Annotated in this window: 17 protein-coding genes and 1 pseudogene; 3 read left to right on the forward strand and 15 right to left on the reverse strand. The window is 48.2% G+C overall.

From position 1 onward, the window contains the following. From LKD70_RS02980 to LKD70_RS18595, 8 genes and pseudogenes are all read right to left on the reverse strand, one after another. Window positions 1–492, reverse strand: coding sequence for a TRAP transporter small permease (locus LKD70_RS02980; protein WP_227706562.1), 492 nt, complete (start codon window positions 490–492; stop codon window positions 1–3). Window positions 493–505: 13 nt separating this feature from the next. Then, window positions 506–1,267 (reverse strand): type I 3-dehydroquinate dehydratase, encoded by a 762-nt coding sequence (aroD, locus tag LKD70_RS02985; protein WP_227706563.1) that lies wholly within the window; start codon window positions 1,265–1,267, stop codon window positions 506–508. A 19-nt stretch (window positions 1,268–1,286) separates the two neighbouring features. Then, window positions 1,287–2,072, reverse strand: coding sequence for an MFS transporter (locus LKD70_RS02990; RefSeq protein ID WP_227706564.1), 786 nt, complete (start codon window positions 2,070–2,072; stop codon window positions 1,287–1,289). Then, the gene (locus LKD70_RS02995; RefSeq protein WP_227706565.1) at window positions 1,985–2,482 is read right to left on the reverse strand and encodes an MFS transporter; all 498 of its coding nucleotides are present in this window, start codon (window positions 2,480–2,482) and stop codon (window positions 1,985–1,987) included. Before LKD70_RS02995 ends, LKD70_RS02990 begins: the two co-directional genes overlap by 88 nt. A 39-nt stretch (window positions 2,483–2,521) precedes the next feature. After that, a pseudogene (locus tag LKD70_RS03000) lies at window positions 2,522–2,728 on the reverse strand (quinate/shikimate dehydrogenase); the annotation flags it as partial. A gap of 209 nt (window positions 2,729–2,937) precedes the next feature. Continuing rightward, window positions 2,938–3,444 carry a sensor histidine kinase gene (locus LKD70_RS03005; RefSeq protein WP_227706566.1) on the reverse strand — a complete coding sequence of 169 codons (507 nt, stop codon included), beginning with the start codon at window positions 3,442–3,444 and terminating at the stop codon, window positions 2,938–2,940. Between the two features lie 4 nt (window positions 3,445–3,448). Beyond that, complete coding sequence (locus LKD70_RS18590; protein ID WP_320442577.1) at window positions 3,449–3,697, reverse strand: winged helix-turn-helix domain-containing protein; 249 nt, start codon at window positions 3,695–3,697, stop codon at window positions 3,449–3,451. A 30-nt stretch (window positions 3,698–3,727) separates the two neighbouring features. Next, a complete protein-coding gene (locus LKD70_RS18595; protein WP_320442578.1) occupies window positions 3,728–4,147 on the reverse strand; it encodes a response regulator transcription factor in 420 nt (139 codons plus the stop codon). 255 nt (window positions 4,148–4,402) lie between these two features. Here LKD70_RS18595 and LKD70_RS03015 point away from each other — a divergent pair, with 255 nt between their 5' ends. The 3 genes from LKD70_RS03015 (at window position 4,403) to LKD70_RS03025 (ending at window position 8,655) form a co-directional block, all read left to right on the forward strand. Continuing rightward, window positions 4,403–5,068 carry a TetR/AcrR family transcriptional regulator gene (locus LKD70_RS03015; protein WP_227706567.1) on the forward strand — a complete coding sequence of 222 codons (666 nt, stop codon included), beginning with the start codon at window positions 4,403–4,405 and terminating at the stop codon, window positions 5,066–5,068. A gap of 117 nt (window positions 5,069–5,185) precedes the next feature. Then, the gene (locus LKD70_RS03020; RefSeq protein WP_227706568.1) at window positions 5,186–6,928 is read left to right on the forward strand and encodes an ABC transporter ATP-binding protein; all 1,743 of its coding nucleotides are present in this window, start codon (window positions 5,186–5,188) and stop codon (window positions 6,926–6,928) included. Continuing rightward, window positions 6,925–8,655: an ABC transporter ATP-binding protein gene (locus tag LKD70_RS03025; protein WP_227706569.1), complete on the forward strand. Its 1,731-nt coding sequence runs from the start codon at window positions 6,925–6,927 to the stop codon at window positions 8,653–8,655. Before LKD70_RS03020 ends, LKD70_RS03025 begins: the two co-directional genes overlap by 4 nt. Window positions 8,656–8,729: 74 nt before the next feature. On the opposite strand, the gene LKD70_RS03030 is transcribed toward LKD70_RS03025, so the two are convergent. The 7 genes from LKD70_RS03030 to LKD70_RS03065 all read right to left on the reverse strand — a co-directional run bounded on the left by LKD70_RS03030 (window position 8,730) and on the right by LKD70_RS03065 (window position 14,693). Further along, complete coding sequence (locus LKD70_RS03030; RefSeq protein ID WP_227706570.1) at window positions 8,730–9,599, reverse strand: acyl-CoA thioester hydrolase/BAAT C-terminal domain-containing protein; 870 nt, start codon at window positions 9,597–9,599, stop codon at window positions 8,730–8,732. Next, the gene (locus LKD70_RS03035; RefSeq protein WP_227706571.1) at window positions 9,587–10,291 is read right to left on the reverse strand and encodes an L-2-amino-thiazoline-4-carboxylic acid hydrolase; all 705 of its coding nucleotides are present in this window, start codon (window positions 10,289–10,291) and stop codon (window positions 9,587–9,589) included. Before LKD70_RS03035 ends, LKD70_RS03030 begins: the two co-directional genes overlap by 13 nt. A gap of 38 nt (window positions 10,292–10,329) precedes the next feature. Next, window positions 10,330–10,701: a DUF3221 domain-containing protein gene (locus LKD70_RS03040; RefSeq protein ID WP_227706572.1), complete on the reverse strand. Its 372-nt coding sequence runs from the start codon at window positions 10,699–10,701 to the stop codon at window positions 10,330–10,332. A gap of 1,020 nt (window positions 10,702–11,721) precedes the next feature. Further along, complete coding sequence (locus LKD70_RS03050; RefSeq protein ID WP_456115006.1) at window positions 11,722–12,174, reverse strand: hypothetical protein; 453 nt, start codon at window positions 12,172–12,174, stop codon at window positions 11,722–11,724. Next, window positions 12,143–13,186 carry a PDDEXK nuclease domain-containing protein gene (locus LKD70_RS03055; RefSeq protein ID WP_227706573.1) on the reverse strand — a complete coding sequence of 348 codons (1,044 nt, stop codon included), beginning with the start codon at window positions 13,184–13,186 and terminating at the stop codon, window positions 12,143–12,145. The genes LKD70_RS03050 and LKD70_RS03055 overlap by 32 nt, the downstream gene beginning before the upstream one ends. Window positions 13,187–13,398: 212 nt before the next feature. Continuing rightward, a complete protein-coding gene (locus tag LKD70_RS03060; protein WP_227706585.1) occupies window positions 13,399–13,626 on the reverse strand; it encodes a flavodoxin in 228 nt (75 codons plus the stop codon). 269 nt (window positions 13,627–13,895) lie between these two features. Continuing rightward, window positions 13,896–14,693, reverse strand: coding sequence for a Fic family protein (locus LKD70_RS03065; protein WP_227706574.1), 798 nt, complete (start codon window positions 14,691–14,693; stop codon window positions 13,896–13,898). Window positions 14,694–15,511: the final 818 nt, after the last annotated feature.

The raw sequence follows: 15,511 nt of genomic DNA on the forward strand, positions 1-15,511 counted from the left end.
CTACGCTTCCCCCTTTCCTCTCACTGTCTGAAACTCCACGATCCACCGCTGAAGCACCCGGACCGCAGTCAGTATAAATCCCACGAGAGGCGCCGCCTGTACAAAGTACATGGAGATTCCCATCGCGGGGCTTGTCTGGCCGTTCTCTACCGCTGACATCAGATATTTCCACGCGAACGGGATCAGGTAGAGAAACAGAATCAGCTCAAACGTATGATTCACTACTTTAAACACAGCTTTGCCGCGCCTCGGAAACAGCGCGACAAACTGCTCGATCTTGATGGAGATGCATTTCTTCGTACAGTAGCTTACGCTTAAAAATCCGGCCCATATAAAAATATAGCGGGTCAGTTCCTCGGACCAGGACAGAGATGCCCCGAGCACATATCTGCAGAACACCTGCACTCCCATAATCACTGCCATGGCCGCAAGCGCGGCCACGAGCAGTACCTCTTCCAGATATCCGTCAATCCAGCTTATTACTTTTTTCATACAGATTCTCCGGTTACATACTCTTGTGAAGAAGCTCAAGCACAGTCTGAAGATCCTCAGCGCCCATCTGCCCCGGCGCGGAAGCCTTTCCTACCGCTCCGAAGGTGAGTGCGGAGCCGAACGCCTCCCCGCAGAGGCGGCTGATCACGCCTGTCCCGGACATGGACATCGTGATGATCGGCCGGTCCGCATAGTCCGAAGCCATCTCTTCCGTAGCTGCAAGCAGTGTCAGCACATCTCTTCTGCTCTGCGGCATCACTGCGATCTTCGGAATGTCCGCCCCCAGCTCCTGCATCTTTCTAAGGCGGGATACGATTTCCTCCTTCGCAGGCGTCTTATGAAAATCATGGTTGGAGGCAACGACTTTCACGCCGCACTGATGCGCAGTTTCCACAACAGCTTTCACCGCGTCGTCCCCGGTAAACACTTCCACGTCAACCAGGTCGATCAGTCCGGTTTTGGCAGCGTTTTTGTTGAGCTCCACATAAGCGTCCGCGTCGATGGCCTTCTCGCCGCCCTCGTTTGAAGTGCGGAAGGTGAAAAGTATCGGCATGTCGCCGAGAACCGCTCTTAATGATTCCATCGTCTCTTTCGTCTTCTCAAAATCGAAGATGTCCTCGTACCAGTCCACTCTCCACTCTACAACGTCAGCCGCGGTCGTTTTGATCGTCTCCACCGCTTTTAAGATCTCTTCCCTCGTCTCTCCCACGATCGGGACACAGATCTTCGGAATCCCTGTACCGATCTCTATATTTCTTACTTTTACCGGGTTCATATCCGTTACCTCCTGTACTTTATTCTTCTGACATACCGGCGTTTTTAAGAAGCACGCCGTACTTCACATTTACAAAGACTGCAAGCAGCACACCGATTGCGGTAATCACGATGTTCATCACGATAACGCCGGAAGCGCTCATATTTGACGCCGCCGTCAGAATCGTGTAGTTGCAAAGGCTTGACGCGATCATGACGAGGCTTGTGAGCGTTCCCTTGATCTTCGGGAACAGATCGTTGGCAACCGCCGTCACCATCTGAAGCACTCCGCCTGCTCCTGAATATCCGATAACAAACGCTCCCACGTAGCAGACCGCCGGTGATTTGATCATATACACAAGTACAAGCATCACAAGGGAGATCACCGGGTAGATCACAAGGAAGCGCACCTGCTTAAACTTTGTAATCAGGACACTTGTGACAAACAGCGCAACCAGCGTTCCCGCAGAGTAATAGGTCTGCATCATTCCCACATCCCCGGATGCGATTCCCGCCACGTCTGTCCCGAATGTCTGCGCGCAGTTCAGCCAGAGCTGGAACGTGGCAGTACATGTAAATCCGATCAGGATCAGAGCGATACTCTCAACTGAGAAATGCGCATTCTTCAGGTTGCTGATAAAGGATTCCCCTTTTCCCACGCCTTCAATCTTCGGCATGGGCGCAAAGATGGCAAGCACTCCGAGCACCGCGATCGCTACGCCGCACACAAGCGGAAGCGTCAGAAATGACATCGACGTTCCCACACAGAGGCCGAGGAAGAACGGGAGCAAAAGCTGTGCCACAGAGATAGACAGCTTGATTCCCATTGTAGCGATTCCCGTGTATTTGTAAATAATTTCCGCGACTGCCGGATACGATACGTCGCCGTATCAAGGAAGGAGTTTGCGATACCCCCGAGAACCGCAGCCACATAGGCGATCGTCATGTTCGGAGAGAACGCGATTCCGACAAAGAAAATCACATAGGACGCGCAGCCGATCACTACGGAGATCTTTCTTCCGAATTTATCGGAAAGAGGACCCGCAAAGGGCAGGGAGATCAGCCGTCCCAGACCCAGAGCCGCCGCCACAGCCGTAACTCCCATGACGCTGTCCATGCCCCACTGCCCTGCCAGGCTCTCTTTCACAAGCTGCTGGCTTAAGATGGAGCATCCGATACCGTGGATAAAATAGTTTAAATAAAGAATCTGTGCACTTGGCAGATATTTTTTATTCATTGTTTTTTCCTCATTCCATTCTCACAGATTCATTGTATTTTAATCGTATTTGATGTCAAGCACTTCTTTCATGTGGTCGATCGGCATATGCTGGCCTGTCCAGAGATAGAACGCGGCGTCCCCCTGGAAAAGCATCATTCCGAGTCCGTTCATTGTCTTGCATCCCGCCTCTTTCGCCATCTTAAGAAGCGCCGTCTCTCTCGGGGAGTAGATCGTATCCGTCACAATCAGATCCGGGCGGAAGAAGGGCTTGTTCTGAGTATGCTCATGCCTGTCTCCTCCTTAATGTCCGTTCCGGCGGGATTCCGCTGAATCCTCCCCGGAACTTTATTTCCACAGGATTATTCTATAATATCATTCTTTCCAGATTCTTTCTCAAATCTTTCAAAAGTGAAAGAATGAAGACAGGCATTTGATCTGTGAAATATTTGATTTACGAAATTCTGACGCTATACTCAGCGGCAAGGCAGATACAGTCCGACTCCGACACCTTCTTCCTGCTGCACCTGCTTTCCCCTGTAAAATCTGCCGAAGATTCTGGCACGTTCCTCCTCCGGAATGCCGATTCCTTCATCCTCCACCTCAATACAGGCGTAGAATTCATATTTTTTTGCCCGGATCTCAACATGTCCTCCCTGCCTGGAATACTTCACGGCATTGTCCGCAACATTATTGAGCGCCTCCGCCGTCCACTTTCTGTCAAACACGCAGATGATCTCACTGTCCACACATGAAGAAAGGACTATCCCTTTTTCCGCTGCTTTTCCTTTTACAGATTCCATCACCTCTTCAATCAGGGGAGTCAGGCTCCCCTCCTCCGGCATAACTTCCAGAATGCCGGTTTCAAGCCGGGACAGTTCTGTCTCATCGTAACGTGATTCCTCAAAAGTCCCGTCAATGGCGGTCGCCAGCATCTCATCCAGCCGTTTTAGTGTATGTCCTGCTCCGATCTGTATTTTCATTGTTTCATCTCCTGTTCCAGACATATCCCAGCCCATACACTGTCTCCAGCGGACTTTCGCCTTTTTTTCCTTCCAGCTTTCTCCGCAGCCGGTTCACTGCCACACTCAGCGCATTTTCCTCCACAAACTGAGCATCGCAGGACCACACACTGTCCATGAGCTGTTCCCGTTTCAAAGTCTGCCCCGGGTGGCGCACAAGACATCGCAGCAGCTTCTGCTCCGTTCTGCTTAAGCTGGCTTCCTCCCCGTCCACATAAAACTTCATCTCATCAAAAAGGAAACGTTATCTTTCATCCGCGTATTCAGATTTCCGGACATCATCCCCGTTCTCTCTCCCCCTCGGCCCGGTTCTCTCCCGCATCCGCTCCACTCTGGCGCGAAGTGCCATCAGACCGAAAGGCTTTGTGATATAGTCGTCTGCCCCGAAGGAAAATCCTGTAATCTCATCGCTTTCCAGATCGTTGGCCGTAATCAGCAGTACAGGCACCTGGGAGCTTCGCCGTATGTTCTTCAGAAAGCCGTAACCGCTTCCGTCCGGCAGGTTTACATCCAGAAGGATCATATCCGCCGGGTCCGATCTCCACAGCTTTTCCGCCTCCTCCCTTGTATATGCCTGTGTGAACTTTATATCGTCACGGTTCAGGGCAAGAGCGATCCCCTGATTTAATCCACGGTCATCCTCCACAATCAGTATATGGTACATTGCACAGCCTCCCCGGTTTTAGTTTTCTTTGCCTCCCATTCTACTACAGAGTACTGAAAACCTGCAACTCCTGTAACCTTTCTCTGGCTGCAGCCGCCCAGGCTTCGGGCAAGCCCGGGCTTATGAACGTCGGAAAATGATTCAGATCATAAAATTCTCAATAACAGGCTATTGACACATATCCTGAAATTATTTATAATTATAACAGTGTTTTAAAACAGTGTTATGAATTAATCGAAAGGAAATGACACCGCTATGGCAAAACAGATCGAAGGCGTATACGAAGCAATACTTTCCTGCGCAAAAAAGGAATTTTTAGAGAAAGGCTACAAAGACGCTTCCCTGCGGGTCATCGCGCAGGAGGCCGGCACAAGCACCGGTTCCATCTATACCCGCTTCGGCGATAAGGAAGGGCTTTTTGAGGCGATCGTTGCTCCTGCCGCAAATCAACTCACGGAGATGTTTTTAGGGATACAGAAGGATTTCCATAATCTGAATGAAAATACGCAGCGTGCAGAAATGGGACAATATACATCCAGTCATCAAATCGCTATGCTGGATTTTATCTACGATCATTTCGATGAGTTCTGCCTTCTTCTGGACTGCGCACAGGGCACCCGCTTTTCTGCTTTTCTGGATAAGCTGGTAGATATCGAGGTGGAATACACTTATAAATACATGGAAGTCATCGGCTGTGAAAGCGTGAAATCCGGACTGATCACCGAAGAGTTTATCCATATCGTCACGACCGCCTATTTCAACGGTATGTTCGAAGTCGTGCGGCACCGGATGAACAAGACGGATGCGGTGAAATATATCCGTCTCCTCAACAACTATCACATGCAGGGATTTACCACCATCTTCAACCCGGAGCGGGAAGTTCCGTGTCCCGCTGAAACTGGGAGCACTGCCGGTTTCTGAGTACAGTGCAGGCAGTAAGCACCGGTAATCAGGCCGTTTCCTGTCCGGTACCGCAGGCGGCGGTCTTTTTATAAAACATATGGTTAGTACTTTCTAACCCAAAAAGGAGGAATTCTTATGCAGGCAAAAAGTCCTATGCTCCGGCTGTGGGAGCTTGGGGAACAATATCACGGCGGGCTGATACGCGCGGTCCTTTCCGCGTCCGCCGGCGTTTTATGCGGGATACTGCCGTATTTCGCGGCAGCACAGATCATCATAGGCCTTGTTCATTCTGAACAGGACACTTCATTTTATCTGTTCTGGTGCTGTCTGGCGCTGGGAGGCTACATCCTGCGGGCGGTACTTTACGCGCTCGCGCTCTCCATGTCACACAAAGCGACTTTTGCTATTTTGAAAAATATCCGGGAACGTATCCTTGCCAAACTTCCGAAGCTTCCGTTGGGAACTGTCATGGACACCCCAAGCGGGCAGATGAAGCAGATCATCGTGGATCAGGTCGAAAGTATGGAGCGTCCTCTTGCACATCTTCTGCCGGAGATGACGTCGAATATACTGGCTCCTGTGTGCATTTTAATCTATCTGTTTGTCCTTGACTGGCGGATGGCGCTGCTCTCTCTTGTCTCCATTCCTGTCGGCATGGCGTTTATGATGGCAGTCATGGCAAATTACGGAAAACAATATGAAGGATCTGTCAGGGTTACGCAGGCGATGAACTCCACGATCGTAGAATATATCGGCGGTATTGAGGTGATCAAGGCATTCAATCAGGGAAAAAATTCCTACGCGAAATTTTCCCAGCGTGTCCTTGCGAACGCATCCTACTTCTATCACTGGATGAAGAGCTGCCAGCTCCCGGTGTCCATTTCACGGACACTGGCGCCCACAACACTGATCACCATTCTTCCCGCAGGCTGGATCATGTATCTGGGCGGTTCTCTGGATATCGAGACATTTCTTACTGTTATCATCCTCTCCCTCGGCATTGCCGGCCCCCTGCTTGCCGCCATGGATTTCGTAGACAGCCTGGCAAAGGTCGGGACCATCGTAGGTGAAGTTGACTCCATCTTAAGCAGCGAAGAACAGCAGCACGGCCTGACGCCGGTATCTTTCAGCTCTAAGGATATCCGGCTGGATCATGTGTCCTTCGGCTATCACGCAGATCAGGAGATCCTGCATGACGTTTCCCTGTCCATCCCATCCGGAACGATGACCGCGTTTGTCGGTCCGTCCGGAAGCGGAAAATCGACAATCGCAAAGCTGATCGCAGGGTTCTGGGATATGAAAAAAGGCAGGATCATGCTGGGCGGACATGACCTGAAGGATATCCCTCTCCGGCAGCTTTATGAGCAGACTGCGTTCGTCTCCCAGGACAACTATCTGTTTAATGAATCGGTAAGGGAAAACATCCGTATGGGGAAACCCGGGGCAGGCGACGCCGAAGTAGAAGCCGCCGCAAAAGCAGCCGGCTGTGATTCCTTCATACGGAAACTGGAGAACGGCTATGATACCGTGGTGGGCGGAGGAGGCACTCATCTCTCCGGCGGGGAACGCCAGAGGATCGCCATCGCGCGGGCCATGTTAAAAGACGCGCCTATCGTGATCCTGGATGAGGCCACCGCATATATCGATCCCGAAAATGAGGCAGTCGTCCAGAAAGCTGTGGCAAAACTGGTAAAAGGAAAGACCGTGATCGTCATTGCCCACCGCCTCTCCACCATCACGGACGCAGACCGGATCTTTGTCGTGGCAGACGGGCGGATCTCCGCATCCGGCACACATGAGGAACTCTTAAAGAAAAGTGCGATGTACCACGAAATGTGGCAGGCACATATAGGAGCAAAGGACGGTGACGCAGCATGATCTCAGTATTGAAAAAACTATATCAGTTTGCAGGAGAGGAACAGAAAAACATCAAAAAATCTATCTTCTGGGGCTTCTTCTATGCAGTATTTCATATGTTCCAGGTAGGAGCGATCTACTTTGTCATACTTGCTCTCACCAGCGGAAACAAAACATACCATGCAGCATGGACCGCTCTGCTCTTACTGGTCGTAAGCATAGCCGGGCGTGCCATCATCAACCGCTTTACCCAGCTTCAACAGACTCATGCAGGGTACTTCATGGTCGCAAATAAGAGAATCGAGATCGGTGATAAGCTGAAACGGATCCCTATGGGATATTTCAATGCGAAGAGCCTCGGTGAGATCACCGGGATCTCCACGACCGTGCTTGACGTAGTAGAAAGCAACGGTCCGGTTGTACTGGTCAACATCCTGAGCGGTTTCATCAATTCCATCGTGTTTCTCCTCTGCGTGTTCGGCTTCGACTGGCGCATCGGACTTCTCGCCCTTGCGGGCACTGTACTCTACCTGTTCATCACTTCTGTAATGGAGAAGAAATCCGCCTCAGTGACTCCCCGCCGTCAGGAGTCCGAAGCGCAGCTTGTAGACGCCGTCCTGGAACAGATCCAGGGGATGAGCGTGATCAAATCCTTTAACCTGACCGGAAAAGGCGACCGCCGAGTCAGGGAAGCGCTGGAATATAACCGGAAGAGCAATCTCGATATTGAACGCCTCTTCACCCCTTATATGGTAGCCCAGGAATTAAGCCTGCATCTGTTTTCCGTGCTGATCATGGGAGCCGGGATCATTTTCTGCCTGAACGGGAACATGACGCTTTCCGATGCGCTGATGACCGTTGTCATCTCCTTTTTAGTATTCTCACAGATCCAGTCAACAGGAAGCGCGGTATCCCTGCTGCGTGTCGTCGGAAGTTCCATCGACCATGCGGATCAAATCGATGAGATCCCGGAAATGGACAGCACGGGAAGAACCATATATCCCAAAAAGCATGATATTTCTTTCGATCATATAGACTTTTCTTATGACAGGAGACCGATTCTGAAAAATGTGAACGTGACGATACCGGACCGCACCACCACTGCCATCATAGGGCCCAGCGGTTCCGGAAAGACCACCCTGTGCAGTCTGATCGCCCGGTTCTGGGATGTGGACAGCGGCTCCATCCGTATCGGCGGAACGGATATCCGGGAATATACGCTGGAATCCCTTATGGATCAGATCAGCATGGTATTCCAGAACGTATATCTCTTCGCAGACACGATTGAGAATAACATCAAATTCGGGAAACCTGACGCCACCCACGAGCAGGTTGTCGCCGCGGCAAAAAAAGCCTGCTGCCATGATTTTATCTCCGCTCTTCCGGACGGCTATGACACGGTGATCGGGGAAGGCGGCGCCACACTGTCCGGCGGTGAGAAACAGCGCATCTCCATCGCGCGGGCTATGCTGAAAAACGCGCCCATCATTATCTTCGACGAGGCGACGGCAAACGTTGACCCGGAGAATGAGGATAAACTCCAGAAAGCCATGGAGGAACTGATGCGCGACAAGACGATCCTGATGATCGCCCACCGGCTCAAGACCGTACAGAAAGCAGACCAGATCCTCGTACTGGACGGGGGTCGAATCGCGCAGAAAGGAACTCACGAAGAGCTTAAGGATATGCCCGGGATCTACCGGGATTTCCTGGAAGTCAGGAAAGAAGCTGCGGGGTGGAAGCTGTAGCAGGAGAATCTGAGAATCTGTCAAAAATCTATCCGTAAAAGCTCAGGAAGGCTCCTTCTGGAGCCTTCTGTATCTCATATTTCCGATATCCATTTTACCGTTTTACGAAAAGCGTCTTCGCGGCTGCGGCGGCAGTCTTCCGGATATTGTCTCTCAATTTTAAACATTTTCAGCTTAGGCGGGTTTAAAGGGACAAGAATGTGGCTTGCCTTTTCATATTCCAGGACATCCACCCTGAAAGCGAACCCATGCTTTTCCAGGCGCTCTACTATATACGCAACCGCCTCTTTGCTGGGCCACATGAGATCTTCCTTTGCGTAAATGAATAAAATGTTTCCCCGGATGTTCTCCACTGGGATGGCTGTATCCTCATTGAAATGTTTCAGCGGTTCTTCGTAGATGTAGGATAACTCGAACTGCTGATGAAGGATCAGGTTACGGATTGCCGGTCCATATTTCAGATGAGCTGTCATACACGGAAAATCTTTTCCCCTGTATGTGAATTCGGAGGCAGATGAAAAAGTTTTCAACGCCATGCTTTTATTCCCGTGCATACCTCCCCATATACAGTGGATCGGGGAGAGGGCAACAACGCCGCAGATATCCGGCATAAGAGAAGCGCAAAGCAATACCAGTTCAGCGCCTTTTGAAATGCCATACATGATAATCTTTTCATATCCTTTGTTTTTCAGCCACAGGATCGCTTTTTCAAATGGATCGACAGGCACCCGAACCAGTTCTTTCGGCAGCCCGTCTACGTTCCAGTAACAAATACCTAACGCGGCGATGCCGCACCTGGCAAACATAGCACCCACATTCATCGGGATATTTTCATTCCCTTCGCTGCCGCCTACTACGATGACGACCTTTTTGGGATCATGATCCTTAACAGGGACATGATAAAGTCCATAGAAGCCCTCCTGTGCAACCGTCACATATTCCACTTTCCCAACTCTCCCTGTTTTTGCAGCTTGGATTGCTGTCCGTATTTTCTTTCTTTATCCCATTTAGAGTCCTTTTTGCAAACATAGAAATCACACTTTTCTGCGCCCTCTGCAAGTGTACCTGTCCTGTATAACACGCCGCCCATGAGATCAGCAGAAATAAAATCCATGGCACACATATAGGGTATCAGTTCTTCCAAATGCTCCTGTTTTCCAAGCGCACACAGGCCGCACCTGTGATAGTTGATGGTGTATTCGTCTGCATCCCTTCCGGGAATCGTCTCCGTCATCCAGTTGAATTCGCTGTCGGATATGGCATTTGCAATTCTGTCCTTCTTGACTTTCTTTTTTTGATATTCCATATCAAATGGATTTTTACTCCCGAAAGCTTTTTTAATGAGCGACGCCTGCATCGTGGCTGTCACCATTTCCCCGAACTGCTCGTGACTCATCGCCCCATCCATTGCCTCATAAACTGATAGCCAGATAATCCCTCCGGTAAGACAGATCCGCAGAGGGTTTTTCGTAAAACCGCCTATGTCGGGCGTCCTCGACAGCATATCTTTAAGCTTTTTACGTGATTTCTTCTTTACCTCAGAAACATCCGAATTTCTGCAATGGGCTGCGATATATTTGAAAATAGAAGGCGTCATCGCTGACCACATCAGTTTTTCGCAGATGGTGTTTTTCATGTTCATGCTCCTTCAAAACATATTTCTAAGGGAATTATCTACAGTTCATCCTCCAACAGCCGGATGGCCTCAACCTGTCTGATCTTAGCCGGATAGGTCTCAAATATTTCTCCTGTAAAAGAAACCGATATATTATCCCCTACATCCAGATCCTCTATGGAAATATCCTTATTACGCCACGTTATCTCTGTTTCTTCCGAAACCGGGAACCAGTAAGCTCCCCTGTAATTCACGTCGTTTTCATCCATTCCCTGCACAGTAAGATTATTCCCCTCTATTTTCGAAACCGTTGCATAAAAAGTCTGAGCAGGATATGCATTTTTAGATCCTGCAAAACAGAAGATCCCTGCGGCCGCACCGGCGCATAACAGCAGCAATCCGGCTGTCACGGTCAATTTTTTCTTTGTCAAGGGTAAACACCTCCCCTTTGCAGATTGTTTTCCGATCCCCGCTTTTGTTTCATTTTAATTTCCTCTTTCTCTGATTAGTTGTGTCTAACTAAAATATAGCGCTTTTTGAGGAAAAACACAATGGGCAAGGCAATTAAAAACCGCATTTTCCGGATCTGGGGAAACAGTCGCCTCGTCAAGCAAAATGATCGGTGCATTTATCTGATAGCCGTCCGGCATTTCACGGACAAATTCATTACAATAGACTGCCTTTGCCGCAGCAATCAGCTGTAACCTGAAAATACTGATATACCCTCTGCTTCTCTACAACAAAATCCACCTCTGTGTTTCCGACTTTGCCACTCGTCACCTTATATCCCCGACGCAAAAGTTCAAAATAAACAAGGTTTTCAAGATACATTTTTCGGTTTGCTTTTAAAAGCTGTTTCCCGACAATGTCAAAACGTTCTGCAGGATCTTTGCAATCGTTTTTAGCAGCACAATATCTGTAATTTTCCTCTTGGAAGGATCGCTTTCCTTCCTTGCCTGTCTGTCCTCAATTTCTTTTACAATGACCGTATTGTACCCCCCTCCAAACAGGCGCCTACTTTCTCATTGGTACGATTCATAACGGCAATGTACGGCATGCGTTTATTGAAAAAGACTTATGGTTATGCCCGGGTCTCCTCTCGTGACCAACATCTGGACCGGCAGATCAAAGCACTGTTGGACTGCGGGGTGGCGGAAGCGCTCTTTACTTTATGGCGGGTTTATGGTCGGTATTACGACTGTTCTTCTTTGCTCACTCGGCATCTTTATCGGTAATTCATGGGCTGATAAACGAAATGATAAGGCTATGGAAGGATTCTGTGGACACTTGCTGCCTATATGGCACTGGCAGCCGTTGTTGTCTCCAGAGAATCACCGGAAGTGCCTGGCGGCACGTTCCGGGATTGTAAGCGGTCGCCAAGGCCTCGGGCAAGCCCGGGCTTTGGCTCGTCGCCTGTACAAAAATAAGGACAGCCACAGCAGCTGTCCTTACTAATCTGGCTTTTCCGTATTTTGCCGTTCCTTCAAGCGTTCCACCTGCTTTGTGTCTACAAAGTGCGTGGCGTACCGCCTCTCAATCTCCGGGTCTCCGCTTTTACTGAACCGAAGTGGGATCACCGGGTTATGCCTCTGTCCGTTTTTCTTTTTCACGCCCCATCGTTTGTAATAACAGAAAGATGGCTTCAATCCAGTGTTTTTGGCGTAAACCCGCATCTGGTTCATGATAAAAGAGAGCTTGCGCAGATTCACCGTACAGACCCGTTCCAGGTAGTCCACACGCCCGAAACGCCAGTCCTCATATTTATGATTTGGCAGGACGCCAATCTCCATCAACACATCTACCGGGGTTGCGTAACCTCGCCGCTGACATTGGTGCCAGACCGACGCATGAACTTTCCCAATCAGTTCTTTCTCATTCATGGCCGTAACTATCATTTTTCTCATGCCAGTTTTTCAAGACAGCTTCCACCTGCGCGATCAGTTGCTCCTTGTCTGGCATATAAAGTACATAGCGAGACGCAAAAATATTGTTGGAAAGACCGCCCAACGCATATTCCGCCGCCACGCTGTCTTTCTCGGTGCAGAGGATGATACCGATAGGCGGGTTGTCATCCGGGTCGTTGACTTCAGCGGCATAGTAGTTCAGATACATATTGAGCTGTCCTGCTGCTTCTGGTGTCAGTTTGGTGGTTTTCAGTTCAATCAAAACATACGCCCGCAGGATTTTGTTATAGAACACCATGTCCACATAATAGTGGATATTGTTCAATGTAACCCGCTGCTGTGTCCCAACAAACATAAAACCGCGCCCCAGCTCCAGCAGGAACTTTTCGATCTGTGCCACCAGGGCCTTCTCCAAGTCGCTCTCCAGCATAGGCTTGTTTTCCGGCACGCCCAAAAATTCAAACACATACGGATCACGGATAATATCAGATGGCTGGTTGATCTCGATCCCTTTCTGCGCCAGAGCAAGGACCTTTTCTTTATTAGAGTCCCCGTTGGACAGCAGTAGGCGCTCATAAAGGGAGCTTTCGATCTGCCGTTTCAATTCTCGGACAGACCAGTTGGAATTGACGGCTTCCTTTTCGTAAAAGCTACGTTTATTCTCGTCAGAAATGCTTAAAAGTTCGCAGTAGTGGGACCAGGACAATTTGCCAGACACCGTCTGGCATTTTTCATACGCCAGATAAAAAGCCCTCATATTTTGGAGATTTGACCGCGAGAAGCCCTTTCCAAATTCCCGCGTCAACTCCTTTGCCAACTCTTTCAATGTCTGCTTGCCATATTCCGCCCGGAGCCGGCTTTGCTGCTCATACTCCACAATCACACGACCAATCTGCCAGTAGGTTGTCAACAGCTGGGTGTTGACCTGTTGTGCCACTCTGTTTCTTGCGGTTTTCACCAACTCCCGGATTTCCTGGACCAACGGATTATTTGGCATCAGTTGATTTGCCATAAAATTCCTCCCTTATTTCATCGGCACATCCTGTTGTCGGTTTGCTTTTATTTATCAGTATATCCTATTTCTCGCGGAAAGTAAAATGCTAAAAATATTCTGTTGTTTCTTGTTCTGATAGAATATCTTGGTGATGTCTTGCGGCACGATTCTCATTACAAATCAAAAAGCATGACTCCCATAAATCATGCCTTTTATGCTTTGATATTATCTTACAGTCCCAGTCCGCTCACCCAGTCCTGAACATCCGCTTCGTCAGCACCTGACCGGAATCTCATTCCTTCCTGCCAGTTCCCGGTACCTGCCAGATCCGCCAGCAGGGTACCGCTATCGCCGATTCCTGACGAAGAGGAAATACAGAACGGAATCACTGTTTTTCCAGTAAAATCATTGTTCTCCACAAAGGTATTCATCGGCCATGCGGCGATACCCCGCCAGATCGGATACTAAACCGGGGGGGGCGTCTCCCACAGCCCTTGATTTTACTTGGATTAGCAGGATACAAAAGTGTGGCATCTTCTTTCAGACACACATCCAGTATAATGTCCACGATTGGGTTACACTTTGTCCGGATGGCCTTCTCTCCTGTACATAGAAAAAGAACGTATCCGCTTTCCGATACGTCCCCACTTTTCTGCGATTCTTATTCTATCGCGTAACTCATATTTCACAGATTACTTTATTCAATTGTTTTTACAGAATATCGATTCTATCTGTTTTGAATATGTTTCATTTCCCTTTTCTGTTTCTCCCGATCTTTGGAAAGTTTCAAAGCCAGGCTGCGGACTCTGTCAAAAGATTCCAGTTCGCTTCTCAACAAAACATAGACCATTTCTGAAAGATCTTCTCTTTTATCATATCTTCTGAATGCTTCTCTGTACTTTCCAGTCGGCTGGATTGAGACAGGCAGCAACCCGTTATTGATCAGTTGCTGATTCATGATCATCCTCCCGGTTCTTCCGTTTCCATCTGCAAAAGGATGGATCCGTTCAAACCGGACATGACTGGCTGCAATTTTTTCAAAAATCTCTTTCACTGCCGCCGCTTCTATATTTGTTTCTCTGATCCAGCTTTTCATAAGCCCCGGAATATCCTGCGGATCTGGCGGATAGTATACAGCTTCCGACAGATTTCCAATATAAACCGCGGTATCTCTATACTCTCCCTGCATATGTCTGATATAGCCATTCGCCTTCCGGATCCACTCTTCATCAATGACTGCTTTCGCAAAGGGAAGCAGCATTTTCTGAATTGCATAGTGCGCATTTTTTGCGTCTGTATATTCTGAATAAGTATGGTTCGATCTTACTTCATCGTAATCGATCACTGCAATTGTTTCTTCCAGCGACAGTGTATTTCCCTCGATTGCATTTGTACTCCAGGAAAACCTCTTAGCAAAATCTTCGACAAACGGCTGACGGATCAACGGATTTTCCATAAGCTTAAAAATTTCCTCTTTTTGTGTTTCAATCTGTAAGATTCTATTTTTGTTGTCAAATAATGGCATGTTATCTGCCTCCTAATATATAATAAAATGAGCGGTTTCTGCTTTTCTGATATTATCCTGCCCACAAAAGAAACAGCCTTTGTCCTGTGCATTCTTGGATTCTTTTTCCACATAGTATATCATAGAATCATAGCAATATCTATCAGAATATCAGCATAGTTATTGTTCCTCACAATAAGTGAATTACCTTTTTAGTTATTTTCAAGAAATTTAAAATGCCATTTAAAAATTACCTTTTAGCACTTTAAATGGCACATAAAAAGACAATTTCTTCATTTAATAAACGGATTTCTTCTCTCTGTTCCCGAATAATCTTATCTTTATTATCCATGTTTTTACCTGTTTGATTTCTAAAAAGAAATGTCCTGTATAATTTTTCTCATATTCTTAATGGTATCCTCATAAGACACAAAGTCTTCTGTAAAATAACTGGTGATAGACTGATAATCTTCTTCATAAAAGGAATTATCACAAAACTCTGTAATAATGGCAGATACATCTACTCCTTCTTTTGCGGATGGACATACAGTCATTTGAGCCCGATGCTCCCTGACCTCTTTGACCAATGAGACAAACTTATTATCAAAATCAATGAGCGGAGTAAGTTTATAGATGTAAATAACGGTCGCTCGTGACACACTGCACGGTTTAACTGTACCACCCTGCCGCTAATTCTGTACCATCTTACCGATTGGCTGTACCAGCCGTTAAAGTTCTCCTTATAATGATTGTGGCACACCTAATGTGTGACTACTATTATAAGGAGGGCGATAATCATGGTAGATTATCGAGAAATCCTGAGGCTTCATAATCTCGGG

It is taken from the genome of Ruminococcus turbiniformis, from assembly GCF_020687545.1.
GTDB classification, from domain to species: Bacteria; Bacillota; Clostridia; order Lachnospirales; family Lachnospiraceae; genus Mediterraneibacter; species Mediterraneibacter turbiniformis.

What these genes read in the sequence shown, in the direction of transcription:
- LKD70_RS02980 (WP_227706562.1), bottom strand. Translation starts at nt 492, where the DNA reads ATGAAAAAAGTAATAAGCTGGATTGACGGATATCTGGAAGAGGTACTG.
- LKD70_RS03005 (WP_227706566.1), bottom strand. Translation starts at nt 3,444, where the DNA reads ATGAAAATACAGATCGGAGCAGGACATACACTAAAACGGCTGGATGAG.
- LKD70_RS02995 (WP_227706565.1), bottom strand. Translation starts at nt 2,482, where the DNA reads ATGAATAAAAAATATCTGCCAAGTGCACAGATTCTTTATTTAAACTAT.
- aroD (WP_227706563.1), bottom strand. Translation starts at nt 1,267, where the DNA reads ATGAACCCGGTAAAAGTAAGAAATATAGAGATCGGTACAGGGATTCCG.
- LKD70_RS03025 (WP_227706569.1), top strand. Translation starts at nt 6,925, where the DNA reads ATGATCTCAGTATTGAAAAAACTATATCAGTTTGCAGGAGAGGAACAG.
- LKD70_RS02990 (WP_227706564.1), bottom strand. Translation starts at nt 2,072, where the DNA reads ATGGGAATCAAGCTGTCTATCTCTGTGGCACAGCTTTTGCTCCCGTTC.
- LKD70_RS03055 (WP_227706573.1), bottom strand. Translation starts at nt 13,186, where the DNA reads ATGGCAAATCAACTGATGCCAAATAATCCGTTGGTCCAGGAAATCCGG.
- LKD70_RS18595 (WP_320442578.1), bottom strand. Translation starts at nt 4,147, where the DNA reads ATGTACCATATACTGATTGTGGAGGATGACCGTGGATTAAATCAGGGG.
- LKD70_RS03015 (WP_227706567.1), top strand. Translation starts at nt 4,403, where the DNA reads ATGGCAAAACAGATCGAAGGCGTATACGAAGCAATACTTTCCTGCGCA.
- LKD70_RS03050 (WP_456115006.1), bottom strand. Translation starts at nt 12,174, where the DNA reads ATGAGAAAAATGATAGTTACGGCCATGAATGAGAAAGAACTGATTGGG.
- LKD70_RS03035 (WP_227706571.1), bottom strand. Translation starts at nt 10,291, where the DNA reads ATGAAAAACACCATCTGCGAAAAACTGATGTGGTCAGCGATGACGCCT.
- LKD70_RS03020 (WP_227706568.1), top strand. Translation starts at nt 5,186, where the DNA reads ATGCAGGCAAAAAGTCCTATGCTCCGGCTGTGGGAGCTTGGGGAACAA.
- LKD70_RS03065 (WP_227706574.1), bottom strand. Translation starts at nt 14,693, where the DNA reads ATGCCATTATTTGACAACAAAAATAGAATCTTACAGATTGAAACACAA.